The following is a 25462-nucleotide window of genomic DNA, read 5'->3' as shown; positions in this document are numbered from 1 at the left end:
AATGAGAGTCAGGAAACGTTATCTTTGCACATTGATAAGTTTGAGCTTAAGTCAGGTCGCGTGGGGGGATCGGCCGGAAGAATCGATGACCGTATGGTCCAGTTCCGTATCCGCTGCGACAACGAATATCCTCGGGACAGACACCATCCAGAGTCTGGATAAGCAGGATGTGGCGCACGCGTTGTCCGTCATGCCCGGTGTTGTTTTACAAAAATCAGGTGGGCGGAATGAACTCCAGGTCAAAGTTCGCGGGTTTGACGGTCGCCAGGTCCCGGTATTTTTCGACGGCGTGCCAATCTATGTCCCCTACGACGGTAATCTCGACCTCGGGCGTTTTCTCACATCGGACATCGGGTCAGTGGAAGTGTCGAAGGGTTACTCCTCGCTGCTGCAGGGGCCAAACCAGATGGGCGGCGCCATCAATATTACCACGCCGCGCCCGAGCAAACCGCTGGAGGCCAGTATCGGTTATCGCCAGGGCTGGAGCCGTAGCGAGGATAGCGCCTATGATACGCATGCTTCTCTCGGGGCAAGCAACGAACTGGGCTATATCCAGCTCAGCGGTAGCCGCCTGAAACGGGATTTCCTTGCTCTGCCCCACGGGACAACGAATCCTCTCGCGGGTGAAGATGGCAAGATGACCAACTCGGCGAGCAATGATAAGCGCGGGATCTTCAAACTCGGTTTTACCCCTCGGGGAAACGATGAATATGCTTTTACCTGGATCAAGCAGGATGGCGAAAAGCAGAATCCACCTTATGCCGGGAACAGCTCGCAAAAATCACGCTACTGGCAGTGGCCAGAGTACGATAAAGAAAGCTATTACTATCAAGGGACAACTCACCTCGGCGACCGCTTCACGCTGAAAAGTCGCCTGTATCGCGATACCTTCAAAAACACCCTGATGATGTATAACTCGCTGGCCGATCTGCACAGCAAAAACGGCAACTATAGCCACTATAGCGATTACAGCACTGGCGCAGGTTTACAGCTTTCAGCAGACGTACGTCATCGCGACCAGCTCTCTTTCGGCGTGAACTGGAAAGATGATGTCCACAGAGAAAAAAGCAGCACCGACGGCCCTTACGATCGCTATCAAGATCGGACCTGGTCTCTCGCCAGTGAATATCAATGGGAAGCCGCAGATAATCTCGATATCGTCGCCGGTATGAGTTATGACTGGCGCAACAGTCTCGAAGGAATGAAACACGAGAAGAACGGCAGCGTGACCCGCTACGACGAAAACAGGCAGAACGCATTCAACTGGGAAACGATGGCCCGCTATCATTTCGCCAACGAAGATACGCTGGCCCTGTCCTGGTCCGACCGTACCCGTTTCCCGACGCTCAAAGAGCGCTACACGACCTCAAAACCCGCGAAAGACCAGATTGCCCTTGTGAATCCTTACCTGAAACCAGAGCGGGCCCGCAGCATCGACCTGACCTGGAATGGCCATATCACCGACGGTTGGGCCTATGAGATAAGCACGTACTATAACCGCGTCAGTGACGCCATTTTGTCGATTAATATCGATGCTGATACGGTCCAGAACCAGAACAGCGACCGGGTCGACTATACCGGTCTGGATCTTGGGATCAAAGGGTCGCCGTTTGAAATGCTCGATGTCGGTCTGAGCTATGGCCTGATTCATGCCGATAGCAAAAGGCAAGAGGCGGGCAAAGTCACCGACCTGCCAAACCAGACGCTCAGCGCCTGGTTGACACTAAAACCGATTGCGCCGCTGCAGCTCACCCTCTCTGAAGAAGCGCGCTCCTCTAGCTACAGCAACAGCAATGGTTCGCAAAAAGCGCCAGGGTTTGCCATCACCCACCTGCGCGCCGATTACGCAATAGGCCACGGCTTTAGCGTCAATGCATCGGTCAATAACCTCTTCGATACGCGCTATTACTACAGCGAAGGTTTTATCGAAGAAGGTCGTAATTTCTGGGCCGGCGTGGAATACAAATTCTGATTCATTTCTCCACTCGGTGGAAAAATGAAGGAGATCCTTATGATCGTAGATTTTAAAGTGATACTGCATACAATCCTCGGCAATCAACGTCGGACGGACGGGTCAGTGCACAAAGTGCCGTTAAGCGGCAGCGTGTATTTCAATACGCATGGACTGGAAGCCGAGAACGGCATCCGGGAACATTTTCAGGATCCCGATTGCGCGCTCATGCATTATGCCCGGGAACATTACGATTTCTGGCGTGAGCGATATCCCGCGCAGGCCGGGCAGCGCCTCTGCGCCGGCCTGTTTGGGGAAAATTTGTCCACTTATGGCATGACGGAAGCTAACGTATGTCCGGGCGATGTCTTTCGTCTTGGCGCTGCCGAAGTACAGGTCTCCTGGGGGCGCGTTGCCTGTCAAACGATGGCGACCCGTTTGCAGGATCCTGATGCTCCAGAACTGATGCATCAACAGTCGCGCAACGGCTGGTTTTATCGGGTGATAGCGCCTGGCGAAGCCCGCTGCGGCGATACATTCCGACTGCTCGACCGACCTGCCGTAGACTGGCCACTCAGCCGGGTGCAGGCGATCATCTTCAGTGATGGAGGGACGGAAGAGGAGCTGCAGGCTCTTTCTGCGATGCCGTTCCTTGCCACCCCCTGGAGAGCCATTGCCATGATGCGCTTAGACAGTCGCCGCTGATCCCCTCCACCCTCAACCACTGGCTACCAAATCAGGTAGCCAGTTCAGGTTTCCATCGCCGCTTAATCCGCTGTTTATCACCGTCCTGTCAAATAAACATTAAGTTTTTCATGGGTTTTCATTTTCATATTTACCAATCCCGCCTTGATAATCAAAAACAGAACGATAATAATTCGCATTACTTTTTTACGAGAGATGACACTTTCGTTTTTTATGCGTGGTGGCGTACAGGAGTACCAGGCTACGTCAACTCAGGATTATGTCATGACCGCTCGCGTCATTTTCAAACGCCCGGCGCTGCTGTACGCGCTGGCCACCGTCTTCCCGTTTGCCAGCCTGGCGGAAGAGACGGTTATCGTCACCGCACAACCCATCGACTCAGCCATCTCGCCAACGCAGGGCTATAGTGCCAAAACCTCCGCTGGCGCGACGAAAACCGATCAGCCGTTGATTACCACCGCGCAATCGGTCTCCGTCATCACCCGTCAACAGATGAATGATCAGGGAGCCAATACCATCAGCCAGGCGCTGGAATACACCCCGGGGGTTTACTCCAGCTTCGGCGGCGGCGCGACCCGCTTTGATACGGTATCGCTACGCGGCTACCACGGCGGTGATGTTGATAACCTGTTTCTCGACGGCATGCGCTTGATGAGCGACGGCGGCAGCCACAACGTCCTGCAAATCGATCCCTGGTTTGTTGAACGGGTTGACGTCATCCGGGGCCCCTCTTCGGCGCTGTACGGTCAGAGCGTGCCGGGCGGGGTGGTGAATCTGACCTCGAAACGCCCGCAGTTTACCTCGGAAGGCCATTTCCGCCTCAGCGGCGGGACGCAGAACACCAAAGGGGCCGCCTTCGATTATACCGATGCCCTCAACGATCAATGGGCTTACCGGATTATCGGCATGACGCGCACCAGCGATACCCAGTACGATAATACCCGCGAAGAGCGCTACGCCATTTCACCTTCCCTGCTCTGGCAGCCGGATACCGACACCTCGCTGCTGCTGCGCGCCTACCTGCAAAAAGATCCGTCGGGCGGCTATCACGGCTCGCTGCCGCTGGACGGCACCCGCTATGCTCACAACGGACGTAAGCTCTCCACCAGCACCAACGAAGGCGATCCGTCAGACGGGTATCAGCGCCGCGAGCAGATCTACAGCTACGAGTTCACTCATCAGTTCGATGACGTCTGGTCCGCCTACTCCGCCGGAAGCTATACCCACACCAACGTATCGCTGGATCAGGTGTATCAGGTCGGCTGGATTAATGACAGCGATAGTCTGGCGCGCGGTTACAGCGGCTCGCGCGGCTCGCTGGATGCCTGGTCAACCGACAACCGCCTGCGCGCCGATTTCACCACCGGCGAACTGGCCCATACGCTGATCCTCGGCGGGGAATATCACCGTTTCCGCAACGATCTGTGGACCGGCGCCGGCAGCGCGTCGCCTCTCGATCCGTTCAGCGGCTATACCGCGCAGACCGGACATACCGTGACCTACAGCGATAACAACAACCGCCGCTACTACCAGACCGGGCTCTATCTGCAGGACGAAATGGTCTGGGCGCGCTGGCATCTGGATGTCTCCGGCCGTTACGATCGCATTGTTTCGCAACAGGTCAGCGATACCTTCGGCACCTCCAGCCGCCGCTCCGATGACCATATCAGCGGCCGGGCATCGCTGCTGTATGCGCTGGAAAACGGCCTCTCGCCGTATCTGAGCTACAGCCAGGCGATTACCCCAGCGATGCTGCCGGGCGCCGATGGCACCCTGCTGAAACCGACCACGGCAGAACAGCTGGAGGCGGGCCTGAAGTTCCAGCCGCCGGGCTCCGCCGATATGTACAGCATCGCTATCTACGATTTAACGCAAAAAGATGTGGCGACGCGCGATCCAAACATCGCCACCGCGACCTTTATTCCCGCAGGAAAAGTTCACTCTCAGGGCGTGGAGCTGGAGATGCACAACCAGATTACGCCTGAGCTGAGCACCCTCGCCTCCTACACCTGGAACCGCCTGCGCTTCCAGGACACTAAAGATGGGACTAACGACAACACGCCGCAGCTGACGCCGGATCAGATGGCCTCTTTCTGGGCGCGCTATCAGTTCCCGGCAGGGATCAGCGCCGGGGCCGGCGTACGCTATATCGGGAAACAGTGGGCGGATGATGCGAATACCGAGCGCCTGCCGTCGGTCACCTTACTGGATGCGATGGTGCGCGCCGATCTCGGCGTCTGGTCGCCGTCGTTGAAAGGAGCTTTTGTGCAGGTTAATGCCAATAACCTCAGCGACCGGGAGTATCTCTCCGGCTGCTACGGAACCGGCAACTGCTACTGGGGAGCCGAACGCAGCGTGACCGCCACCGTCGGCTACGACTTCTAAGGATTGTCTGAAAAACGTTCCGCTCGCGCCGGGCTCTGCGAATGACACCCGATGTGTCACCGTGAAGCGCAGCGCGAGCGGAAGCGGCTACATGGCGTCCAGCGCCTGCTGCAGCTTCCAGATATAGCGCGGAGCCTGCGGAGCCGGATGTTTTTTCACCACGTGCTCAAAGAACTCATCGGCATCCATATCGTTAATCTCGTCAATCGCATCCTGACGATTCGAGGAGAAGGTGCGCAGGAGCGCCCCGGCGCCGTTGGCGTAGGAGACCACCACCGCATAGCGCATCACCTGCGGATCTTTAATCCCGGCAAGCGGGCCATTCTCAAGGATACTCAGATAGGCCGCGCCCATCGAAATATTACGTTCGGGGTTTTTCAGCTCGCTGACCGACGGCTCGCCGCGCCAGCCCATGCGCCGGTAGACATCGCGCCCGGATGTGGAAGGCTTCAGCTGCATCAGGCCTACTGCACCGGATTTGCTGATAACCGTCGGGTTGCCGCCGGATTCAATGGCGATAATCGCCGTCACCAGCTGCGGATCAACGCCCCACGCCGCGCCGGCTTTTTCACTGATCGGCATCCACTGCATCGCCCGCTTAACCGGAACTTCAGCGTTCCACGGCGGGTTACGATAATCCTGTTTTGAGCTACAACCGGCCAACAATACAACGATAAAAACAAACCATCTCAATTTCACACATCTATCCTTATTGGCTGAAGTTTGCCGCCTGGAGATGACAATAATCGCTCCAGGCGGCATGATAACCCTTTCATTCTTAGCAAGGAATTGTCATGTCTCAGTTTTATCTGGTCGCCCCTTCAGGTTACTGCCTCAACCAGGAGGCAGCGTACCGCGGCGTTCAACGTCTGCAGGAAGCCGGGCATCAGGTCCTGCACCAGGAGGTCATCCCTCGCCGCCAGCAGCGGTTTGCCGGAACTGAGCATCAGCGCCTGAACGACATCAACCAGCTGGCTACCCTCGAAGGCGCTAATCGTATCGTGCTGGCGGTACGCGGCGGCTACGGCGCCAGCCGCCTGCTGGCGCACATCGACTGGCAGGCCCTCGTTGCACGCCAGCGGCAGAACCCGCTAATCATTTGCGGACACAGCGATTTTACAGCGATTCAGATGGGCCTGCTGGCAAAGGGTAGCATAATCACCTTCAGCGGTCCGATGCTGGCCGGTAACTTTGGCGCCGAAGCGATGGATCCGTTTACTGAACGCCACTTCTGGCAAGCGCTGCGCAGCCCGGAATTTACCCTCGAGTGGCAGGGCGAAGGCCCGGATTGTCGGGCCCAGGGAACCCTGTGGGGCGGCAATCTGGCGATGATAACCTCGCTGATTGGCACGCCGTGGCTACCGCAAATCGCCAACGGTATTCTGGTGCTGGAAGATATTAATGAACATCCGTTCCGCGTCGAACGAATGCTGTTGCAGCTGCTCAATAGTGGTATCCTCGCGAATCAGCGCGCCATTGTCCTCGGCAGCTTTACCGGTGCCCGGCCTAACGATTACGACGCGGGCTATGATTTACCGCAGGTCTGTGACTATCTTCGCACCCAGCTCGATGTTCCGCTCATCAGCGGCCTGGACTTCGGCCACGAGCAGCAGACCGTGACTCTGCCCCTCGGCGCGGAGGCGCTGCTGGTGAACAACGCAGCCACCACCACCTTAACGCTCAGCGGACATCCGGTACTGACAGAATAAAAACTTCTGTTACACATTTTCGGATACTCTGCAGGTTGTTAAAATGATGTCACTTTCATAAAACCTTCACGCCAGTAAGGAGTACGTCAACTTTGGACGCCGGTGCGGTCATTAGTCTGTTTATTCTGGGTTCTGTATTAGTAACCTGTAGCATTTTATTGAGTTCCTTTTCCTCGCGCCTTGGCATCCCGATTCTGGTTATTTTCCTTGCCATCGGTATGCTGGCCGGCGTCGATGGTATCGGCGGCATCCCTTTTGACAACTACCCTTTCGCCTACATGGTGAGTAACCTGGCGCTGGCGGTGATCCTGCTGGACGGCGGCATGCGCACCCAGGCGAGCTCATTTCGCGTCGCGCTCTGGCCCGCCCTCTCGCTGGCGACCGTGGGCGTGCTGATCACCTCCTGTCTGACCGGGATGATGGCCGCGTGGCTGTTCCATCTCGATCTGATCGAGGGGATGTTGATCGGCGCGATTGTCGGCTCCACCGACGCCGCGGCGGTCTTCTCGTTGCTCGGCGGCAAAGGACTGAACGAACGCGTGGGCTCCACCCTGGAGATTGAATCCGGTAGCAATGATCCGATGGCGGTGTTCCTGACCATTACCCTTATCGAGATGATTCAGCAGCATGAAACCGGCCTGAGCTGGATGTTTGCCGTGCATATCGTGCAGCAGTTCGGCCTCGGTATTGCGATTGGTCTCGGCGGCGGTTATCTGCTGTTGCAGATGATTAACCGCATCGTGCTCCCAACGGGACTCTATCCGCTGCTGGCGCTGAGCGGCGGAATTATGATTTTTGCCGTCACCACGTCGCTGGACGGCAGCGGTATTCTGGCGGTGTATCTGTGCGGCTTCCTGCTCGGCAACCGGCCGATTCGCAACCGCCACGGGATCCTGCAGAACTTTGACGGACTGGCATGGCTGGCGCAAATCGCCATGTTCCTCGTGCTCGGTCTGCTGCTCACGCCGTCGGATCTGTGGCCTATCGCCATCCCGGCGCTGCTGCTGTCGATGTGGATGATTTTCGTCGCCCGCCCGCTGTCGGTCTTTGCCGGCCTGCTGCCGTTTCGCGGCTTTAACCTGCGCGAGCGGGTGTTTATCAGCTGGGTTGGCCTGCGCGGCGCGGTGCCAATTATTCTCGCCGTCTTCCCGATGATGGCCGGTCTTGATAACGCCCGCCTGTTCTTTAACGTCGCCTTCTTCGTGGTGCTGGTCTCGCTGCTGCTGCAGGGAACGTCCCTCTCCTGGGCGGCGAAAAAAGCCAAAGTGGTGGTTCCGCCGGTGGGCTGGCCTATTTCCCGCGTCGGGCTGGATATTCACCCGGAAAACCCCTGGGAGCAGTTTGTGTACCAGCTGAGCGCCGATAAATGGTGCGTCGGCGCGGCGCTGCGCGATCTGCATATGCCGCCGGAAACCCGCATTGCCGCCCTGTTCCGCGACAATGTTCTGCTGCACCCGACCGGCAGCACCCGCCTGCTCGAAGGCGATATTCTCTGCGTGATCGGCCGCGAGCACGATCTGCCGGCGCTGGGTAAAATGTTCAGCCAGTCGCCGCCGGTGGCGCTCGACCAGCGCTTCTTCGGCGACTTTATTCTCGACGCCAGCGCAAAATTCGCCGATGTGGCGCAAATTTACGGTCTTGACGGCGGGGAAGAGTTTCGCGAACGCCAGCAGTCGCTGGGGGACGTGATTCAGGACCTGCTCGGGGCCGCGCCGGTCGTCGGTGACCAGGTGGAGTTCGCCGGGATGCTGTGGACGGTGGCGGAGAAAGAGGAAGACCACGTGCTGAAGGTCGGGGTACGCGTGGCGGAAGACGAGGCGGAATGAACCGCCTCATCATCCTGGTTAAGATATTAATCTTGCATGCTTTTGCTCATTACAGAGCCGCATAAAGCCCCCCGATATCATCTCCGCAAACGCGCGACCGTGGCCTTCAAGGCCACGGTCGCTGCGGGAAAGCCCCCTCCCCGATGCCCGCCTACCTTTTACCTGAACGTTTTCACAGCAGGCATCCTCATGTCGACGTACATCAGGCGGTACGCCATTTCCGGGTTAACGGTTTTTCGATTTCCACAATCAGGAACATCACAAATCCGATGACAAAAGTGATTACCCAATAGCGGAACGGCAGCGCGGTGGTACCAAACAACATTTGCATAAACGGCGCGTAGATAATCAGCAGCTGCAACGCCAGCAGGACGGCGCTGACGATCCAGATGCCTCTGTTTGCCAGTAGCCCTTTACTCAGAGAAAATCCGTCGGCGACGCGGCAGTTGAGCATATAGAACCACTGAGCGGTCACCAGCGTTTGCAGCAGGACGGTACGAATAAACTCTGGCGAATAGCCGCGTGGCTGGAGCCAGGCTTCCAGCACAAAGGCGCTCACGGCGATCATCGAACCAACAAAAATCACCCGCCAGATAGCGAAACCGTCCATAACATGCAGCTTAGGATCGCGCGGCGGGCGCTTCATAATGTTCTGCTCGCCGGCCTCAAACGCCAGGCCAAACGACAGCGTGGCCGAGGTCGCCATGTTCATCCACAGGATCAGCACCGGGGTCAGCGGAATTAAGTTCCCCGCCAGCAGGGCAATAATAATGAGCAGCCCCTGCGCCAGGTTGGTCGGCATAATAAAGAGAATGGTTTTCTTCAGGTTATCGTACACCCGCCGCCCTTCCCTGACCGCGCTGGCGATGGTGGCGAAGTTGTCATCAGTCAGCACCATATCGGCCGCCTCTTTGGTCACTTCGGTTCCCTTGATGCCCATCGCGATGCCAACGTCGGCCTGCTTCAGCGCCGGGGCATCGTTCACCCCGTCGCCGGTCATCCCCACCACCTCTTTTTTACTCTGCAGCGCCTGCACCAGACGGAATTTATCTTCCGGGCTGGTACGGGCGAAAATATCAAATTTCTGCGCGGCTTCGCTGAGCTGCAGGTCGTCCATCACCTCCAGTTCACGCCCGGTGATGGCATTGCCGGCATTGCCAATGCCCAGCATTTTGCCGATACTCATCGCGGTTTGCGGGTGATCGCCGGTGATCATTTTCACGCGAATGCCCGCCTGCAGGCAGTCGCCAATCGCCGTAATCGCTTCCGGACGCGGCGGATCCATCATTCCGGCAATACCGAGGAGGATAACCCCCTGCTGCAGATCCTGATGGGTCAGCTCGCTTTGCCCGCTGGCCGCCGGTTTCCACGCCGCCGCGACCATGCGCAACCCTTCCCGCGCGTACTCTTCAATTTTTGCTTCCCAGTAAGGCTGATTCAGCGGCTGCAGGCCGTCCTCGGTCTGCTGCTGCTGGCAAAGCCGGAACAGTACATCCGGGGCACCGGTGATTAAGATCATCTCTTCATTACCGATCCGATAGAGCGTCGACATATATTTATATTGCGAATCAAAAGGGATCTTGCTGCGCAATTCGGTTGCCACCACCGGCAGCGCGACTTTCGCCGCCAGCACTTTCAGCGCCCCTTCCGTTGGACCGCCGGTAATTTTCCATAACCCGCTTTCATCCTTAATAAGCTGGCTGTCATTACATAAATCAATGGTCCTCAAATAGCGCTCAAGCAGCGTACCGGGCGCCACCACAACCGGCCCGGCCCCATCTACCGGGTGAATATTCCCGATCGGTTCATAGCTATCGCCTTCAACCCGATAGACGGTATCCGCCGTAATGACGGCTTTTACCGTCATCTCGTTCATGGTCAGCGTCCCGGTTTTATCCGAGCAGATCACCGTCATCGCCCCGAGGGTCTCAACCGTCGGCAGCTTGCGGATAATCGCCTTCTGCCGCGCCATGGTCTGCACGCCCAAAGAGAGAATGATCGAGATGATCGCCGGCAAACCTTCCGGCACCGAGGCCACCGCAAGACTTATCAGCGAGAGCATCAGCTCTGAAACCGGCATATCGCGGAACAGCAGGCTGAAGACGAACAGCGCGGCCATCATCACCAGAATGATAATAAAGATGGCTTTGCCGAGCTTATCCATCTGTACCAGCAGCGGCGTACGGTGCTTTTCAATATCCGCCATCATCTGGTTGATATGGCCCAGTTCGGTATCTCCGCCGGTCGCCACCACCAGGCCTTTACCGCCGCCGGAACTGACCGTGGTCCCCGAAAACAGCAGGTTCGTGCGATCGCCGAGAGGAAGATCGCCGCTCAGCGCCTCGGTGTTTTTTTCCACGACCGTCGACTCGCCGGTAAGAATCGCCTCTTCCACCCGCAGATTGTGGGCTTCAATAACCCGCAGGTCGGCAGGGATTCGGTCGCCCGCACGGATCACCACAATATCACCCGGCACCAGCGCGGTGGTCGCCACCGTTTCATGGTTCCCCTGGCGGATCACCACCGCTTCGCTGGAAAGCATATTGCGAATGCTCTGCAGCGATTTTTCCGCGTTACTTTCCTGGATATGGCCAATCAGGGCATTAATCACCGCGACGCCCAGAATCACCAGGGTATCGACCCAGTGCCCCATCACCGCAGTCAGCAGCGCGGCCGCCAGCAGGACGTAAATCAGGACATCGTTGAAATGGGCCAGGAAACGGAGCCATGCGGGCTTGCCCGGCTTTTGGGGGAGCGCATTCTCACCGTACTGCTGGAGCCGCGAGGCGGCTTCTGCGCTGCTAATACCTTCGGAGGAACTGTTGGTGCTGGTCAGGGTTTCATCGACGGAGAGCTTGTAGAACGGGCCAGCCGGTTTGTCTGTACTCATGGTTATCTCCTCACTCCTGTAACGGAAATCAGAACAGCATCAGGCCGCCCCTAACGCACAACGAAAACCGGAACGTGAGCATAACGAACGATGCTTGCCGCCTCGGAACCCAGCAAATGGGTCTGAATATTGGGGTTACGCGAGCCAATAATCACCACATCTGCCTGCAGTTCGTCGGCCAGTTTGATCACTTCATCACGAATATTGCCGCTGCGGACATGAATATGGATGTCGCTTTCCGGCAGACTGGACTTTTTGGCCAGCTCAGCAAGTTTTTCCTCTGAGTTTTTAACCAGATAGTCTTCCATTTTTCGCGCATCAGAAATAAATCCGCGCGTCAGCTGTGGGGAAAACAGCGGGTTTACGTGCACTAAATGAATTTGCCCGGAAGCGCTTTGCGCGAGAAACTGAGCATGGGATAACGCTTTGTCGGCGAGGCCGATTTCAAAGACATCAACCGGGACCAGGATATTTTTATACATACAGACAATCCTTTTATTACCAATAGAATAGTTGGCGATTAACGCCTGACGTGTCGTATTGAGGAAAGAATCTCAGAAACAAAAGCTGGCACAGAAGTCGCTATAATTAAACGTAGCACAGGACGGTTAACATTATTCAACCACCAATTATTATATTGAAAAATATCACAGAGCCCGCCCCCCTCAGACAAAACGGCTGGAAACCACGCTAAAACGTCGACATAAGGAAAATTTTTACTCTTTTTAACATTTCCGCCTTTCTACGACTATGCTCATAATCAGGAGCTATAGCACTTCCAAAAACCACTCCATAATTAGGCATATGAGAATTTACTTACTATATATCCAGTACTAAAGGAGGAGCGATGTTTGGCTATAGTCTGGTTCGTCTGAGCCTGTTTATCGCCCTGGCAATCATTGCCTGTACGGCGACAGGTTTATTCACTTATGTCGTTGTCTCCGCGTTGGCTGAATAATCATGGCGCTTGTAACAAACATGTAAAATAAATCTATTCACTCTGAGGGGAATACAGTGAAGCGTTATTTTTCTCTCATTCCTGTTGTTATTTTAATAACAACAGCTTGCGATCAGAAAGCACCTCAGGTCACGCCGCTGCCGCGGATGGTTAAAGCGGTGGAGGTGACCGCCGTCGGTGATTCACAGCAACGTATTTTTCCTGCACGCATCGAATCCGGGGATTCGACGGATCTGTCTTTTAAACGCGGTGGCCAGGTTGAATCGCTCGACGTTCGTCAGGGTGCGAACATTACGCAAGGACAGGTCCTCGCCCGCCTTAACGCCCGTGAAGCCCAACAGCGCGTCAATGAACGACAAACTGCCGCCACGCTCGCGCAGCGGCAGTTCGATCGCTTCCAGACCCTGGCCGGCCGCCAGGCTATTTCGAAAGCCGAAATGGACATCCAGCGCGCCAGCCGCGACTCGGCAAATGCGGCGCTGAAAATTGCCCGCGAAGAACTCGACCAGATGACGCTCAACGCGCCGTTCAGCGGGGTAGCGGCCAGCGTGCCGGTTCGCAATCACCAGGTGGTCGCCGCCGGCCAGACCATTGTGACCCTGACGCGTACCGATCTCCTCGATGTGGTCTTCAGTATTCCGGAAAACCTGTTTAGCGCCTTTGATATTCGCAACGCGCAGTACCGCCCGATAGTGAAAATCAACGCCCTGCCAGACCGCCAGTTCACCGCCCAGTACAAAGAGCATTCCGGCAGCAGCGACAATAGCACGCTCACCTGGCAGGTGATTTTGACGATGCCGCGCCCGGCTGATTTCCCTGCGGTGGGCGGCGTCAGCGGCACCGTGACGGTGAATCTGGCAAATCTGCCCGCTAACGCCGGTCGTGAAGCGCTGGTGGTGCCGGTTGAGGCGGTGTTCAATCCCGATAATCATCCGCGCAACGAGCCGCACGTGTGGGTGATTAAAGGCGATGGCGAGCAGCTGCATCTTGAGGATCGCAAAGTGAGCGTCGGGCAGGTGACAACCCAGGGGGTGGTTATTACCGACGGTCTCAGCGCCGGCGAGCGCGTTGTGGCGGCTGGCGTCAGCGAACTGCATGCCCAACAGCCGGTTCGAATCTGGACGCGTGAACGAGGCCTGTAATGGATATCTCTCGCCAGTTTATTAATAATCCCGTGCGCGTCTGGCTCACTATTCTGCTGCTGGGCATTGGCGGTATTTTCGCCCTGCTCAATATCGGCCGTCTGGAAGATCCGGCCTTTACCATTAAAACGGCGGTGGTCATTACCCACTACCCTGGCGCATCGGCGCAACAGGTCGAGGAAGAGGTCACCCTGCCGCTGGAAAACGCCCTGCAACAGCTGCCCTACCTGGATAACGTCAGCTCTATTTCGTCCAACGGGCTGTCGCAGATTACGGTGAATATCGCCTCGAATTACCACTCCAACGAGCTGCCGCAAATCTGGGACGAGCTGCGGCGCCGGGTGGGCGATGCGGCCCGCCTCTTTCCGCCGGGCGTGGTTTCCCCCTTCGTGAACGATGATTTCGGCGACGTGTTTGGCTTCTTCTTTGCCATTTCCGGCGACAGTTTTACCAATCCTGAGCTGGTCCGCTATGCCGAGCAGCTGCGCCGGGAGCTGGTGCTGGTGCCCGGCGTCGGCAAGGTAGCCATCGGCGGAGCGATCCCGCAGCAAATTAACATTGATATCTCGCTGCCTAAAATGGCGGCCCGCGGCATCACGCTTAACCAGCTTTCCGCTCTTCTCAGCCGCCTGAACGTCGTTTCCAGCGCCGGAGAGATAACATCCGGCAGCGAGTCCATTCGCCTGCATCCGACCGGGGAGTTTGAGAATATCGACGAACTGGGCGACCTGCCGATCAACCCGCACGGTACGGGAGCGGCGACCCGGCTGCGGGATATTGCCACCCTCTCGCGCGGGCTGAGCGAATCCCCGTCCAGCATCTACCACGCCAACGGCCGCCAGGCGGTGACGATGGGCGTCTCGTTCATTCCCGGCGTCAACGTCATCGATGTTGGCCATGCGCTGGAGGCAAAGCTGGAACAAATGTCGGCGGAAAAACCCGCCGGGATTCACCTCGATCTGTTCTACGATCAGGCGGCTGAAGTTGGCCACTCGGTTAACGGCTTTATCACTAATTTTTTAATGGCGCTGGCCATTGTTGTCGGCGTGCTGCTGATCTTTATGGGCGTGCGCAGCGGCATTATTATCGCGTTCTCGTTGGCCCTCAACGTGCTGGGCACGCTGCTGATTATGTATCTGTGGGGTATTGAGCTACAGCGGATCTCGCTGGGGGCGCTCATTATCGCCCTTAGCATGCTGGTCGATAATGCCATCGTGATTGTCGAAGGGGTGCTGATTGCCCGTCAGCAGGGGTCAACGCTGCTGACCGCCATCAACTACGTTATCCGCCGTTCCGCCCTGCCCCTGCTGGGGGCAACGGTGATTGCGATCCTCGCCTTCGCGCCCATCGGCCTGTCGCAGGACTCGACGGGGGAGTATTGTAAATCGCTGTTCCAGGTGCTGTTAATCTCCCTGATGCTCAGCTGGTTCTCGGCGCTCACCATTACCCCGGTGCTGATCAAATGGTGGCTGTTTAAAGGCGCCGCCTCCCCGCCGCCGGCCGCTGAGGCCGATCCTTACCGCGGACGCTTTTACCGCAGCTATCAGCGGATCCTCAACGCTCTGTTGCGGCAAAAAACCGTCACCCTCGTGGTGATGGCCGCGCTACTGGCCGGTGCAGTCTGGGGATTTGGCTCGGTGCGGCAGAACTTTTTTCCGTCATCCAATACGCCGATCTTCTTTGTTGATCTGTGGCTGCCCTACGGCACCGACATTGCCTCCACGGAAAAAATGGCCAGCGATATCGAAACCGCGATTAACGGCCAGCCCGGCGTCGTCACCACCGTGGCGACCGTCGGTCAGGGCAGCATGCGCTTTATCCTCACCTATAGCGGCCAGCGCCAGTACAGCAACTATGCGCAGATCATGGTGCGCATGGACGACCAGCGTAGTATTGACGCCCTCACTCGCCACGTGGATGCCTATATTGCGCGCCACTATCCGCAGGTGAATGCCAGCAGCAAGCGGGTGATGTTTGGTCCATCCGGCGACAGCGCCATCGAGGTGCGAATTAAAGGCCCCGATCCCGACAGATTACGGCTGATAGCCAGCCAGGTAAGCACTATCCTCACGGCGGATCCGGCCGTCGGTAGCGTGCGCAACGACTGGCAAAACCGTAGTAAAACGATCCGCCCGCAGTATTCCCCGACCCTGGGGCGCGAGCTGGGGGTGGATAAGCAAGATATCGACAGTGCGCTGCAGATGAATTTCAGCGGTAGCCGCGCCGGGTTGTACCGCGAAGGCGCCGATCTGCTGCCGGTGGTGGTGCGCCCGCCGGCCGCCGAACGTCAGGATGCCAACCATCTGAAAAACGTGCTGGTGTGGAGCCAAAGCCGTCAGCAGTACATTCCGCTGAGCAACGTGGTCAGCGGCTTTAACCTCGAATGGGAAGACCCGTTAATTCTGCGCCGCGACCGCAGTCGCGTGCTCACGGTGATGACCGACCCCGACCCGCTGAGCAATCAAACCCCGGGCGATATTCTGGCGCGGGTCCAGCCGCAGATTAACGCGCTCAGCCTGCCGCACGGCTACAGCATTGAGTGGGGAGGCGACGCGGAGAACTCCAGCGAAGCGCAGCAGGGGCTGTTCACCACCCTGCCATTGGGCTATCTGGTGATGTTCGTCATCACCGTCCTGATGTTTAGCTCGCTGAAAAATGCGGTCGCCATCTGGCTGACCGTGCCGCTGGCGCTGATTGGCGTGACGCCGGGCTTTTTAATTACCGGCATCCCCTTCGGCTTTATGGCGCTTATCGGTTTACTCAGCCTGAGCGGCATGCTTATCCGTAACGGCATCGTGCTGGTCGAAGAGATTGAACAACAAAAACAGGAAAAACCGCAGCACGAGGCGATTATCTATGCGGCAACCTCGCGCTTACGCCCTATACTGCTCACGGCCTTCACCACCGTGCTCGGGCTGGCGCCGCTGCTGCTGGACGTCTTCTTCCAGAGTATGGCGGTGGTTATCATGTTCGGGCTGGGTTTTGCGACCATTCTGACGCTACTGGTTCTTCCGGTTATTTACGCCTGTTTCCACCCTAAGGATATGCAGCAACCACAATGAACACCACCGGGTTAAATATTATTAAAACGCTGGGATGCATGACGGCGGTAACATTCTTTACCATCTATAACACCTGGGATCGGTATGATTACGATTACCACTGGATCCTCGGCTTTCTGACGTTTATCTCGACCATCGCCACGCCGCTGTTTTTTGTGGTGGCCGGCTATCTCGATGCCCAGTCCCGGCATAGTACGAGCTGGCAGATGGGGAAAATTAAAAGCGTGGTGATCGTCTTTCTTTTCTGGATGACGATTTACTATCTCTGGGAACCTTACCAGCGCGGCTATCTTATCCAGCCGTGGTTTGTCTTCGCCTTTATTGTGATCTATACCTTCCACCCGCTGATCGAGTGGCTAAGCCAGCGCAGAAGGATCTTCTTTGGCGTGGTGTTTGTATTGCTGCTTTTCTCCTATGGTTACGACCTGCTGGCAGCCCTCTATCCCAACGTGCATGCGCTGACGCTGGCGCCGCAGTATCGCCTGTGGACCTGGCTGTTGTTCTATCTAACCGGTCAGCTGTTTAGCGACCCGCTGGTGGTGCGCTGGCTTAATCGCGATAAGGTGGTCAAAGCCGCGATGTTTGCGATACCCTTTATTTATCTTTTCACCTGGTTTTACGAGCGCCATTTCTTTTTCGCTCTGTTCAAGGCCGACAGAAATGCATTCATTCTCACCGGTTCGCAAATTTATATTCTGGTGGTCGCGCTGGTTATTGCGGCCAACGGCGTCCGTTTCCGAAAAAACAGCGAGTTTAAAGAGAGTATTCTGGCGGCAATCAGCAAAACGATGACCGGGGTTTATATCCTCCATTACTCCATTTTTCATCTCCTGAGCACCCTTATCCCAATCGGTTCGCTTAGCACAAAATTAATGCTGATTGCCCTGACGTTTATCGTCTCGGTATTGATTTCAATGCTGGCGTTATCCAACTCCGTCGCTAAAAAAGTGATCACCCTTTAAATCACCGGCGCCCGGCCTGACGCCGGGTTTAAAAACCATAGCGCAGCCAGGCAAACAGGACGTTACCGTTATTGTAGGTGCCAGGAATATAGGTGAACTGTACGCTAAGTCGCCGATAGCTCGCGGAAAACAAGGGAAGAATAATCGGTAAGGGCACGTAATTGGCGAAATCATCGCGGGCGGTGATCCCGGCGGTCACGCCAAGGCCAAGGCGGAAATCCTGGCGGCTATCCAGATACCAGCCCTTCTCCCAGCCGTAGCCAACGATCGGCTGCCACTTGTTATGCGAATCCTTAAACATCATGGCGTACAGCGAGCTCCAGTCGCCGTCATCGTGATAGCGAGAGAGACCGAAGCCGCCGCCCCAGGGCATCTCGTTGTAGTTATCCGTTTTCTCTTTATCGTAGGTTAAACGGTTGTGCCAGCTAAGAAACGGCAGATACAGGTCATAATTTTGCGGCTGATTCCAGGTTTGCGAAACATCGTTTTTGAGCCAGTTCCACCAGCCGCTGATGCGCTGTTCGCCGTAAACATGGTCTTCAGCCTGTACCGCAGTGGCGAAAATCACCAGGGTTGCCCACACTATCAGCCGACAATGTTGCATAGATTTTTCCTTAAAAAATCACCGGTAACGATTTCGTCCGGGAAGAATAAACACCCTTTGCAAATATCACCGCCGCCATTTTTGCGGCTAACAGGCGTCCCTTAAGACAGGTATATCGTTGCCGGCCGGGAAATAACAGAATGTCCTCTGCATTATAATCCCGATTCAGGGGAAGGCGGGAAAGCGCCGCGAATATGTTGCTGAATACGGTCCATCATAAACGGGAAGAACGGGTTGGCGGTGACGCGCATCAGCGTATCCAGCCCTACGCTGAGGGTTGAAGTCTCTCCGCGTAGCGAAATGGTGCCGATACTAATACCGTAACGGTTCTTCTCCGTCGGCTCGCGACCGTACAGGGAGTCGTTCATCGGGAATGGCACCGCGACGTGCGAGAGCGAATACATATCCTGCGGCCATGCAATGTTCAGCCGCGTCACCTGCTCTTCTTGCGCGCCTGCTGGCGTGGTACGTGCGACGGTCTCGTAGGTGGTAGGCGAAGCATTAGTAATCACCGTTGTGCGATAGCGGCGCGGCGCTGGCGGCAATAGCGTACTGAGCGCAGAGTAGACCGCAGGCCGAAACAGCGCGCGTAAATTCGCCGCCTGGTTGATATCAAAAATCACCAGCTCACTGCCGTTTTCCGGCAAATAGCGATACAGCGAATCCACCACGGCCCGGGTACTGACCGTGGAGTCCATCACCGACTGAAAAGTCAGCACCGGAGCAAGCGCAGCAAGCCGCTGGCTGCGGGAATCCTGGACAATTTTCGCCTGCAGCGCCTGGGTTAACAACCACGACTGTCGGGCCGCCTTCACCGGAAATGAGTTGTATTTATAAGGATTAAACTCGGGCACCACGTTCAGCCATGCCGCCCGGGCAAAAGCAGGAAACACCGCCGGTAATCCCGTCAGTCCGGCAAAGCGGGCAAACGCGGTCACCCCAATCATCGGCGACAGCAGGACTATCTGCTGCGGCGGAGGCAAGGCCTTATCATCCAGCGCGTCGAGCGCATATTTCAGCGCCAGCGCGCCGCCGTTGGAATAGCCGATAACATGCAGCGGGACGTTCGCCCCGGCCAGTCGGGTCGCTTCGCGTACCGCCAGTCGCGTGGTCGCCATCCACTGCTGCCAGTCAACGGCGGTCAGCGAACCCGGCGCTGTACCGTGCCCCGGCAGCCTCGGTACCACGGCAACGAACCCCTCCTGCTGGTAGGCTTTTGCCAGATAGCGCACGCTGTACGGCGAGTCCGTCAAGCCATGAAGCAACACCGCGGCGCCGCGCGGCGTTCCCTCCGGCAGTAGCACAAAGGAGCGATTCCAGTCAGGCTGAAACTGTTGCGGGTAGACCTGACTTTGGGCATAAAAACGATTAAGCGGCGTTTTTTGATCGTCAGGAAGCGTATCGATCAGCTCAAGTTTCATCTCGCGAAAAATCGCCTCTTCTCGCCCCAGATAGCCAGCGAAGGTTGTGCGGTCTATCTCTGCTGCCGACATTTCATCGGCAGACCAGGTATGCCACGGATGCAGTGCAGGCCCTCGCTGCGTTTCGTAAATACGCCCGGCAATAAAAACGGTAATAACGATAAGCAGGCCAATCGCTATTTTTTTCCCCAGCGAGGCCATTTTTAAACCAGCGTTAATCAGGGGGCGGGTAAATCTCATCATTGGCATATCGCTGTCCGTGTTGTGTTCTGTACATAACGACCGTTGGCTCGCCGGGGCATTGTAGTCATGTGATGGACGTTGTTTCCAGAAGTAGTCGGTTGCTGATTTTTATTGTCTGCGCTTATGACGACCGTCGATGACCGCGCCACCATCGGGAGGGGCGGTATTGATATTGCCAAATCTGTCGGACACGCTGGAAGGCCCCGTCCCGTCGAACACCGTATCTCCGGGTTTGCAGTGCGTCATGTTATCCGACCGCCCGGGCTATCCGTGCTTATGGCGATGCCAGCCTGCGCTAAGCAGATCGTAGCAGGCAACAACATCGAATCAAGGCGCCAGGTGGCTATCAAGCGGCACGTTGTATTGCGGGCAGGCCTGCGGCGGTCGGGCCGGGGCGTGCAGGATGAGGATGAGCAGCGGGCCCGCGCCGCCAACGCACGGCTGACGCGGGTATTTCCCCGGCTTACGACGGCGTCGGTTTTCCTGACGAGCGTAAGCGGAAAACCAGAATCCCAGTAACTTACTGAAATTCTGGCTCATAAGAGCGGCGAATGGCGCCGTTCAGGCACGTTACCCGGTCACCACCGGAACGCGGGGCGCCAGCGCGCACATCAGCTCATAGCCGACGGTGCCGCAGACGCTGGCGACATCGTCAATTTTGATCTCTTTGCCCCACAGCTCCACCGGCGCACCGATCCCGGCCTGCGGGCAAGGCGTTAAATCGACCGCCAGCATATCCATCGAAACCCGGCCCACCGTGCGGGTCCGAACACCGTCAACCAGCACCGGCGTACCGTCCGGCGCCACGCGCGGATAGCCGTCGGCGTAACCGCAGGCCACAATCCCTATGCGCTGTTCGCCGGATGCCCGATACAGGCCGCCGTAGCCCACCGCCTCTCCCGCCCTCAGGTTCTGCACGGCGATGATTTCGCTGCTGAGCGTCATTACCGGCTTGAGGCCGCTATTGGCGATATCCTGCCATTGGCCGGAAGGCGATGCGCCATACAGCACAATACCCGGCCTCACCCAGTCAAAATGGGCTTCAGGATGCCACAGCGTCGCCGCTGAGTTAGCGAGCGAGCGCCGGCAGTCCAGTCCTTCCGCCGCCTGCTCGATACGGCGCATCGGCTCAATGATGCCCTGCGGATTTTCCGCATCGGCAAAATGCGACATTAGCGTCATTTCGCTGACGTTGTTCAGCGCCCGCAGCTGCTGCCAGACGGTATGAATGCGATCCGGCATAAAGCCGAGGCGATTCATCCCGCTGTTGACCTTGACGTAGATATCCAGCGGCGCGTGGAGTTTTGCCTGCTGAAGCGCCTTAATCTGCCAGTTACTGTGCACGCTGGTGGTCAGGCGATACTTATCGAAAAGCGCCAGCTCATCGGCGTGGAAGAAACCCTCCAGCATCAAAATTGGCCCTTTCCAGCCGTGCTCACGCAGCAGGATCGCCTCTTCAAGGTTGAGCATCGCGAAGCCATCAGCGCCGCTCAGCGCGCTCCAGACGCGCGACAGGCCATGACCATAGGCGTTGGCTTTCACCACCGCCCACAGGCGCGAGGCGGGGGCCGCACGCCGGACAATCTGCAAATTCTGCCGCAAGGCCGGCAAATCAATGCTGGCCAATACAGGACGGGACATGAAGACTCCTTAGTTATGAACGCCGTGCAGATGCTGAGCGCGTGCCGGAGTAAAGCCGGGGCTATAGCGCGCGACGGCCAGATCATCATACGGAATGGCCGGTGTACGGCCTGAGATCAAATCACTGAGCAACTGCCCGGAACCGCAGGCCATGGTCCAGCCCAGCGTGCCGTGCCCGGTGTTCAGCCACAAATTCTTATACGCTGTACGGCCCACCACCGGCGTACCGTCCGGGGTCATCGGGCGCAGCCCGGTCCAGAAGGTGGCCTGTTCGACGTGGCCGCCGCGCGGGAACAGATCGCGGACCACCATCTCCAGGGTTTCCCGGCGTGGCTTCAGCAGATCTTTATTAAAGCCGACGATTTCCGCCATCCCCCCCACGCGGATGCGCTGGTCAAAGCGGGTAATGGCGATTTTGTAGGTTTCATCAAGAATAGTCGAAACCGGCGCGCCGTCCTCTTCGGCAATCGGAATGGTCAGCGAATAGCCCTTCAGCGGATAGACCGGAATGTCCACCAGCCCTTTCAGCATCGCGGTAGAGTAAGAACCAAAGGCCATCACATAGGCATCGCCTTTGATGATTTCCGCGCCGCATTTCACGCCGGCAATCTGTTCGCCTTCATACAGCAGCGCGTCCACCGGCGTATTAAAGCGGAAGGTGACGCCCGCCTGCGCCGCCATCGCCGCCAGGCGCGTGGTAAACAGCTGGCAATCGCCGGTTTCATCGTTGGGCAGACGCAGACCGCCGGTCAGCTTATGGCTGACCTCGGCCAGCGCGGGCTCCACTTCCAGCAGACGCTTCGCTTCCAGAAGCTGGTACGGAACGCCGGCATCTTCCAGCACGGCGATGTCGCGGGTGGCGTTTTCATACTGTTTTTCAGTACGGAACAGCTGCAATGTGCCGCCCTGACGGCCCTCATACTGGATTCCGGTGCTTTCACGCAGCGCTTTCAGGCAGTCGCGGCTGTATTCCGCCAGACGCACCATCCGCCCTTTGTTCTCCATATAATGGCGAGTATCGCAGTTGCGCAGCATTTGCCACATCCACTTCAACTGGAACTGAGTCCCGTCAAGACCGATAGCCAGCGGCGCGTGGCGCTGGAACATCCATTTGATGGCCTTCAGCGGCACGCCTGGCGCCGCCCACGGCGCAGCATAGCCCGGGGAAATCTGCCCGGCGTTAGCGGCACTGGTCTCTTCCGCCGCCCCGGGTTGACGGTCGATAACCGTCACTTCGTGACCCGCCTGGCTTAAATACCATGCACTCGCAACCCCAACTACCCCACTTCCCAGTATGACGACTCGCATAGCGACTCCGTAATAGTTAAAGAACAATCATCTGATTACAAATTGATAACTCAGCTGAAAATATTATTCAACATACGCTTTATTTATGGTGACTTAACTCACAGCAAACCGCACCAGCACTGCCCCTATAGATTTACTATCTCCTGCTGCGCTTCATTTTTACTCAGAATAATATTCTGCATCATTGGGTAAATAAGGCCTTTAAGATTGCGAAATCGCGAAGAAAAGAAATTGTCGGGAGGCGCAGTTTGTCATCCCCTGTTCTATGCTTGATGAGAGGCTTTCCGTACAGAGAGAGCCACCTACAACGAGGGCGCGCTAATGGCTACGATTGATTCCATGAACAGGGACACCACTCGTTTAAGCGATGGACCCGACTGGACTTTTGAACTGCTGGAAACCTACCTTGCCGAGGTTGACCGGGTAGCGAAGCTGTACCGTCTCGACACCTATCCACACCAGATCGAAGTCATTACTTCCGAGCAGATGATGGATGCCTACTCCAGCGTCGGCATGCCCATCAACTACCCGCACTGGTCGTTCGGTAAAAAGTTTATCGAAACCGAGCAGGCGTATAAGCACGGTCAGCAGGGGCTGGCCTATGAGATTGTGATTAACTCCAATCCCTGCATCGCCTACCTGATGGAGGAGAACACGATCACCATGCAGGCGCTGGTCATGGCGCATGCCTGCTACGGTCACAACTCTTTTTTCAAAAACAACTATCTGTTCCGCAGCTGGACCGACGCCAGCTCGATCATTGATTATCTGATTTTCGCCCGGAAATACATTACCGACTGCGAAGAGCGCTACGGCGTTGATGAGGTTGAGAAGCTCCTCGATTCCTGTCATGCCCTGATGAACTACGGCGTCGATCGCTACAAACGCCCGCAAAAAATCTCGTTGCAGGAGGAGAAAGCGCGGCAGAAAAGCCGGGAAGAGTATCTGCAAAGCCAGGTGAATATGCTATGGCGCACCCTGCCGAAGCGGGAAGAAGAGAAGACCATTGAGTCGGCCCGCCGCTACCCTTCAGAGCCGCAGGAGAACCTGCTGTACTTTATGGAGAAGAACGCGCCGCTGCTGGAACCGTGGCAGCGCGAAATCCTGCGGATCGTGCGCAAGGTCAGCCAGTATTTTTATCCGCAGAAGCAGACCCAGGTGATGAACGAAGGGTGGGCCACCTTCTGGCATTACACGATCCTCAATCACCTTTATGACGAAGGGAAAGTGACGGAGCGCTTTATGCTGGAGTTTCTGCACAGCCACACCAACGTGGTATTCCAGCCGCCCTATAACAGCCAGTGGTATAACGGGATTAACCCGTACGCCCTGGGCTTCGCCATGTTCCAGGACATTAAGCGTATTTGCCAGTCGCCGACCGAAGAAGACCGCTACTGGTTCCCGGATATCGCCGGCTCTGACTGGCTGGAAACGCTGCATTTCGCGATGCGTGATTTCAAAGACGAGAGTTTTATCAGTCAGTTCCTGTCACCGAAGGTCATGCGCGATTTCCGCTTCTTTACGGTGCTGGATGACGATCATAACAACTACCTGGAGATTTCCGCTATCCATAACGAGGAGGGGTATCGGGAGATCCGCTCGAAGCTGTCCGCCCAATACAACCTCAGCAACCTTGAGCCGAATATTCAGGTGTGGAGCGTCGATCTACGCGGTGACCGCTCGTTGACGCTGCGCTATGTGCCGCACAACCGCGTCCCGCTGGATAAAGGGCGTCGCGAAGTGCTCAAGCACGTCCATCGTCTGTGGGGGTTTGATATCCTGCTGGAACAACAAAATGCCGATGGCAGTATCGAGCTGCTGGAGCGCAGCCCGCCGCGCCAGAACGCGCTGTAAAACGATAAAAAAATGCCCGACAGTCCACTTGCCGGGCATTTTTTATAACCTCAACATACCTTAACGCATGCCGATGACTAAATCACCCGACATGGTTTTCTGCATCCGGTGCCAGATCTCGCCGCTGTCGTGGCCGTAGCGACGGACAATCTCGTAAACCTTCTCGTGCAGCCCCTCTTCGCACACTTTCGCCAGCTGATGATAGAAGCCCAGCGCCAGGCTGCGCGCTTCCGGGTTGGCGAAATAGTGACGACCGATGCGGGTGTACAGCCCTTTCATTCCGTTGAGGATCAGGCCGTAAATCGGGTTCCCGGAGGCGAACGCCAGGCCGCGGAAAATGTTGTAATCCAGCTCGGCAAACGCGTCGGCGTGATCTTCGACTTCCCGCGCGCTGGCAAGTACTTCCAGCGCATTGTCGGGATGCTGGCGGAACGCGGTGCGGATGAAGATGGTCGAGATATTGGTACGTACCGACAGCAGGTTATCGATCAGCTGCGGAACGCTGTCATGATCAAGACGCGCCAGAGTTTCGAGAATATTCAGCCCGGAGGTTTCCCAGAAATTATTCACCTTCGTCGGCTTGCCGTGCTGAATCGTCAACCAACCATCGCGGGCCAGACGTTGCAACACTTCGCGTAAGGTGGTGCGGGTTACACCAATGAGTTCAGAAAGTTCACGTTCGGCGGGGAGGATGGTGCCTGGGGGAAAACGATTATTCCAGATACTCTCGATGATGTACTCTTCCGCGAAACCCGCAGGGCTTTGCGCCTTAATGACCATAATTAGATTTCCATTACACAG

General features: G+C 56.8%; 17 protein-coding genes and 1 pseudogene. 9 read left to right on the top strand and 9 right to left on the bottom strand.

Annotated elements, in window-relative coordinates:
• Position 1: 1 nt before the first annotated feature.
• The 3 genes from OQV00_RS09655 to OQV00_RS09645 all read left to right on the top strand — a co-directional run bounded on the left by OQV00_RS09655 (position 2) and on the right by OQV00_RS09645 (position 5041).
• Complete coding sequence (locus OQV00_RS09655; RefSeq protein ID WP_163980295.1) at positions 2-1972, top strand: TonB-dependent receptor plug domain-containing protein; 1971 nt, start codon at positions 2-4, stop codon at positions 1970-1972.
• A 39-nt stretch (positions 1973-2011) separates the two neighbouring features.
• Positions 2012-2656, top strand: a complete 645-nt coding sequence (locus tag OQV00_RS09650) for an MOSC domain-containing protein (protein WP_032717117.1) — start codon at positions 2012-2014, stop codon at positions 2654-2656.
• Between the two features lie 264 nt (positions 2657-2920).
• A complete protein-coding gene (locus tag OQV00_RS09645) occupies positions 2921-5041 on the top strand; it encodes a TonB-dependent siderophore receptor (protein WP_064356931.1) in 2121 nt (706 codons plus the stop codon).
• An 87-nt stretch (positions 5042-5128) separates the two neighbouring features.
• On the opposite strand, the gene emtA is transcribed toward OQV00_RS09645, so the two are convergent.
• Positions 5129-5740: a membrane-bound lytic murein transglycosylase EmtA gene (gene emtA / locus OQV00_RS09640; protein ID WP_015584038.1), complete on the bottom strand. Its 612-nt coding sequence runs from the start codon at positions 5738-5740 to the stop codon at positions 5129-5131.
• 95 nt (positions 5741-5835) lie between these two features.
• Here emtA and ldcA point away from each other — a divergent pair, with 95 nt between their 5' ends.
• Positions 5836-6750, top strand: a complete 915-nt coding sequence (gene ldcA, locus OQV00_RS09635; RefSeq protein WP_004863802.1) for a muramoyltetrapeptide carboxypeptidase — start codon at positions 5836-5838, stop codon at positions 6748-6750.
• 92 nt (positions 6751-6842) lie between these two features.
• A pseudogene (locus tag OQV00_RS09630) lies at positions 6843-8510 on the top strand (potassium/proton antiporter); the annotation flags it as partial.
• A gap of 268 nt (positions 8511-8778) precedes the next feature.
• Here the strand turns inward: OQV00_RS09630 and OQV00_RS09625 are convergent.
• Both OQV00_RS09625 and OQV00_RS09620 read right to left on the bottom strand, forming a co-directional pair.
• A complete protein-coding gene (locus OQV00_RS09625; RefSeq protein ID WP_064356928.1) occupies positions 8779-11466 on the bottom strand; it encodes a cation-transporting P-type ATPase in 2688 nt (895 codons plus the stop codon).
• A gap of 50 nt (positions 11467-11516) precedes the next feature.
• Positions 11517-11948, bottom strand: a complete 432-nt coding sequence (locus OQV00_RS09620) for a universal stress protein (protein ID WP_004863814.1) — start codon at positions 11946-11948, stop codon at positions 11517-11519.
• A 532-nt stretch (positions 11949-12480) separates the two neighbouring features.
• Between OQV00_RS09620 and OQV00_RS09615 the strand changes: the two genes are divergently transcribed.
• Genes OQV00_RS09615 through OQV00_RS09605 form a run of 3 tightly spaced genes read left to right on the top strand, consistent with a single transcriptional unit; the run spans position 12481 to position 17590 of the window.
• Positions 12481-13566 (top strand): efflux RND transporter periplasmic adaptor subunit, encoded by a 1086-nt coding sequence (locus OQV00_RS09615; protein WP_015584034.1) that lies wholly within the window; start codon positions 12481-12483, stop codon positions 13564-13566.
• A complete protein-coding gene (locus tag OQV00_RS09610; RefSeq protein ID WP_065906708.1) occupies positions 13566-16628 on the top strand; it encodes an efflux RND transporter permease subunit in 3063 nt (1020 codons plus the stop codon). Before OQV00_RS09615 ends, OQV00_RS09610 begins: the two co-directional genes overlap by 1 nt.
• 38 nt (positions 16629-16666) lie before the next feature.
• The gene (locus tag OQV00_RS09605) at positions 16667-17590 is read left to right on the top strand and encodes an acyltransferase (RefSeq protein WP_162098183.1); all 924 of its coding nucleotides are present in this window, start codon (positions 16667-16669) and stop codon (positions 17588-17590) included.
• A 28-nt stretch (positions 17591-17618) separates the two neighbouring features.
• On the opposite strand, the gene pagP is transcribed toward OQV00_RS09605, so the two are convergent.
• The 5 genes from pagP to OQV00_RS09580 form a co-directional block, all read right to left on the bottom strand.
• Entirely contained in the window at positions 17619-18194 is a 576-nt protein-coding gene (pagP, locus tag OQV00_RS09600) for a lipid IV(A) palmitoyltransferase PagP (protein ID WP_004863830.1), read from the bottom strand.
• 152 nt (positions 18195-18346) lie between these two features.
• Positions 18347-19864 carry an alpha/beta hydrolase gene (locus OQV00_RS09595; protein ID WP_143722539.1) on the bottom strand — a complete coding sequence of 506 codons (1518 nt, stop codon included), beginning with the start codon at positions 19862-19864 and terminating at the stop codon, positions 18347-18349.
• 321 nt (positions 19865-20185) lie between these two features.
• A complete protein-coding gene (locus tag OQV00_RS09590; protein ID WP_015584029.1) occupies positions 20186-20398 on the bottom strand; it encodes a hypothetical protein in 213 nt (70 codons plus the stop codon).
• A 30-nt stretch (positions 20399-20428) separates the two neighbouring features.
• The gene (dadX, locus tag OQV00_RS09585) at positions 20429-21499 is read right to left on the bottom strand and encodes a catabolic alanine racemase DadX (RefSeq protein WP_004863837.1); all 1071 of its coding nucleotides are present in this window, start codon (positions 21497-21499) and stop codon (positions 20429-20431) included.
• 9 nt (positions 21500-21508) lie between these two features.
• Positions 21509-22807, bottom strand: a complete 1299-nt coding sequence (locus tag OQV00_RS09580) for a D-amino acid dehydrogenase (RefSeq protein WP_004863841.1) — start codon at positions 22805-22807, stop codon at positions 21509-21511.
• 321 nt (positions 22808-23128) lie between these two features.
• On the opposite strand from OQV00_RS09580, the gene OQV00_RS09575 reads away from it, so the two are divergent.
• A complete protein-coding gene (locus tag OQV00_RS09575) occupies positions 23129-24661 on the top strand; it encodes a SpoVR family protein (protein ID WP_004863842.1) in 1533 nt (510 codons plus the stop codon).
• 60 nt (positions 24662-24721) lie between these two features.
• On the opposite strand, the gene fadR is transcribed toward OQV00_RS09575, so the two are convergent.
• On the bottom strand, positions 24722-25441 hold the full coding sequence (fadR, locus tag OQV00_RS09570; RefSeq protein WP_004863845.1) for a fatty acid metabolism transcriptional regulator FadR: 720 nt from the start codon (positions 25439-25441) through the stop codon (positions 24722-24724).
• Positions 25442-25462: the final 21 nt, after the last annotated feature.

Origin of the sequence: Klebsiella sp. DY2415, from assembly GCF_026314315.1 — a bacterium.
Classification (GTDB): domain Bacteria; phylum Pseudomonadota; class Gammaproteobacteria; order Enterobacterales; family Enterobacteriaceae; genus Klebsiella; species Klebsiella ornithinolytica.
The sequence above is the reverse complement of the archived record's forward strand: the minus strand, read 5'-3'. Positions and strand labels throughout refer to the sequence as shown.

Excerpts from the sequence above, each read along its gene's own strand:
- fadR (WP_004863845.1), bottom strand. The coding sequence starts at position 25,441 with ATGGTCATTAAGGCGCAAAGCCCTGCGGGTTTCGCGGAAGAGTACATC.
- OQV00_RS09575 (WP_004863842.1), top strand. The coding sequence starts at position 23,129 with ATGGCTACGATTGATTCCATGAACAGGGACACCACTCGTTTAAGCGAT.
- OQV00_RS09610 (WP_065906708.1), top strand. The coding sequence starts at position 13,566 with ATGGATATCTCTCGCCAGTTTATTAATAATCCCGTGCGCGTCTGGCTC.
- OQV00_RS09595 (WP_143722539.1), bottom strand. The coding sequence starts at position 19,864 with ATGCCAATGATGAGATTTACCCGCCCCCTGATTAACGCTGGTTTAAAA.
- OQV00_RS09645 (WP_064356931.1), top strand. The coding sequence starts at position 2,921 with ATGACCGCTCGCGTCATTTTCAAACGCCCGGCGCTGCTGTACGCGCTG.
- OQV00_RS09605 (WP_162098183.1), top strand. The coding sequence starts at position 16,667 with ATGACGGCGGTAACATTCTTTACCATCTATAACACCTGGGATCGGTAT.
- OQV00_RS09655 (WP_163980295.1), top strand. The coding sequence starts at position 2 with ATGAGAGTCAGGAAACGTTATCTTTGCACATTGATAAGTTTGAGCTTA.
- OQV00_RS09650 (WP_032717117.1), top strand. The coding sequence starts at position 2,012 with ATGATCGTAGATTTTAAAGTGATACTGCATACAATCCTCGGCAATCAA.
- OQV00_RS09620 (WP_004863814.1), bottom strand. The coding sequence starts at position 11,948 with ATGTATAAAAATATCCTGGTCCCGGTTGATGTCTTTGAAATCGGCCTC.
- dadX (WP_004863837.1), bottom strand. The coding sequence starts at position 21,499 with ATGTCCCGTCCTGTATTGGCCAGCATTGATTTGCCGGCCTTGCGGCAG.
- OQV00_RS09590 (WP_015584029.1), bottom strand. The coding sequence starts at position 20,398 with ATGAGCCAGAATTTCAGTAAGTTACTGGGATTCTGGTTTTCCGCTTAC.
- OQV00_RS09625 (WP_064356928.1), bottom strand. The coding sequence starts at position 11,466 with ATGAGTACAGACAAACCGGCTGGCCCGTTCTACAAGCTCTCCGTCGAT.
- OQV00_RS09580 (WP_004863841.1), bottom strand. The coding sequence starts at position 22,807 with ATGCGAGTCGTCATACTGGGAAGTGGGGTAGTTGGGGTTGCGAGTGCA.
- pagP (WP_004863830.1), bottom strand. The coding sequence starts at position 18,194 with ATGCAACATTGTCGGCTGATAGTGTGGGCAACCCTGGTGATTTTCGCC.
- ldcA (WP_004863802.1), top strand. The coding sequence starts at position 5,836 with ATGTCTCAGTTTTATCTGGTCGCCCCTTCAGGTTACTGCCTCAACCAG.